The organism is Parafannyhessea sp. (assembly GCF_051876455.1).
Taxonomy (GTDB): domain Bacteria; phylum Actinomycetota; class Coriobacteriia; order Coriobacteriales; family Atopobiaceae; genus Parafannyhessea.
In genome coordinates this window covers 1-1,745 of record NZ_JBJEHW010000207.1, presented here as the reverse complement: position 1 = coordinate 1,745, position 1,745 = coordinate 1, and the positions used below count along the sequence as shown (strand labels likewise).

At 62.5% G+C, this 1,745-nt stretch carries 1 protein-coding gene; it reads right to left on the bottom strand.

Going from position 1 to position 1,745, the window contains the following annotated elements; all coding sequences use genetic code 11:
• Window positions 1–1,733, bottom strand: a 1,733-nt coding sequence (locus ACI38Z_RS08920; protein WP_439789849.1) for an aldehyde dehydrogenase family protein, incomplete at its 3' end; no start/stop codon positions are given.
• Window positions 1,734–1,745 lie beyond the last annotated feature (12 nt).

Genomic DNA, 1,745 nt, shown 5'->3' with positions numbered 1-1,745 from the left:
GAGAAGTCCTCGTCGGGGTTCTCGTACATGGACCACATGATCTTGCCGGCGTCCATTGCGGAGCCGCCGCCGATGGCGATGATGCAGTCGGGCTCGAAGGCGCGCAGCAGCTCCTCGCCCTTCTGGGCGTCCTGCAGCTTAGGGTCAGGGGAGATGGACCAGAAGCTGGAGTGGGCGATGCCCATCTGGTCCAGCTTCTCCTCGATCTTCTTGGTGAAGCCAGACTTGTACAGGAAGGAGTCGGTCACGATGAAGGCACGCTTCTTGTGGTACACGGTGCCCAGCTCGTCCAGGGCGACGGGCATGCAGCCCTTCTTGAAGTAGACCTTCTCGGGGGTACGCAGCCAAAGCATGTTCTCTCGCCTCTCCGCGACGTACTTGTGGTTGAGCAGGTTGGGCACGCCCACGTTGCCGCAGACGGAGTTGCCGCCCCAGGAGCCGCAGCCAAGGGTCAGCGAAGGGGTCATCTTGAAGTTGTACAGGTCACCAATGCCACCCTGGGAGGCAGGGGTGTTCACGAGGATACGGCAGGTCTTCATGGCCTCTGCGTGCTTTGCCAGCTTCTCGTGCTCGTTGACGTCGCAGTAGATGCCGGAGGTGTGGCCGTAGCCGCCGTCGGCAACCAGGCGCTCGGCCTTTGCCAGTGCGTCGTCGAAGTCGTTGGCGCGATACATCGCCAGGACGGGCGACAGCTTCTCGTGGGCGAACTCCTCGGCAGGCGACACGTCCTCGACCTCGCCGATCAGGATCTTCGTGCCCTCGGGCACGTCGATGCCCATCAGCTTGGCGATGGTGTCGGCGCGCTGGCCGACGACCTTACGGTTGACGGCGCCGTTGACGATGATGGTCTTGCGCGCCTGGTCCAGCTCCTCGGGCTTAAAGAAGTAGCAGCCGCGGCGAGCGAACTCCTCCTTGACCTCGTCGTACACGTCGTTCAGGACGATGACAGAGTTCTCGGAGGCGCAGATCATGCCGTTGTCGAAGGTCTTTGAGTGGATGATCGAGTTGACCGCCATCTTTATGTCGGCGGAGGAGTCGATGACCACGGGGGTGTTGCCGGGGCCGACGCCCAGGGCGGGCTTGCCCGAGCTGTACGCGGCCTTCACCATGCCGGGGCCACCGGTGGCCAGGATGATGTCGGCGTCGTGCATGAGCTCGTTGGTCAGCTCCAGCGAGGGGTGCTCGATCCAGTTGATGATGCCCTTGGGCAGGCCAGCTGCCTCGGCGGCGTCACGCACCACGCGGGCGGCCTCGATGGTGCACTTGGCGGCGCGGGGGTGCGGGCTGATGATGATGGCGTTGCGCGTCTTCAGGCAGATGAGGCACTTGAAGATGGCGGTAGACGTGGGGTTGGTGGTGGGGATGACAGCGGCCACGATGCCGATGGGCTCGGCGATGACCTTGTAGCCGTAGGACTTGTCCTCCTCGACGACACCGCAAGTCTTGGTGTTCTTGTACTTGTTGTAGATGTACTCGGAGGCATAGTGGTTCTTTATGACCTTGTCCTCCATGACACCCATGCCGGTCTCGTCGACGGCCATCTGGGCCAGGGGAATGCGCGCCTTGTTGGCGGCCAGAGCAGCCTTGTAGAAGATCTTGTCCACCTGCTCCTGCGTGAACGTGGCGAACTCAGCCTGCGCCTTGCGCATCTGCGCCATGGTCGAGGTCAGGGCGTCGACGCTGTCGATGACCATCTCGTCGATGTCGTCGGTCGTCTTTTCCGACTCTGCCATACTTCCTCCTCT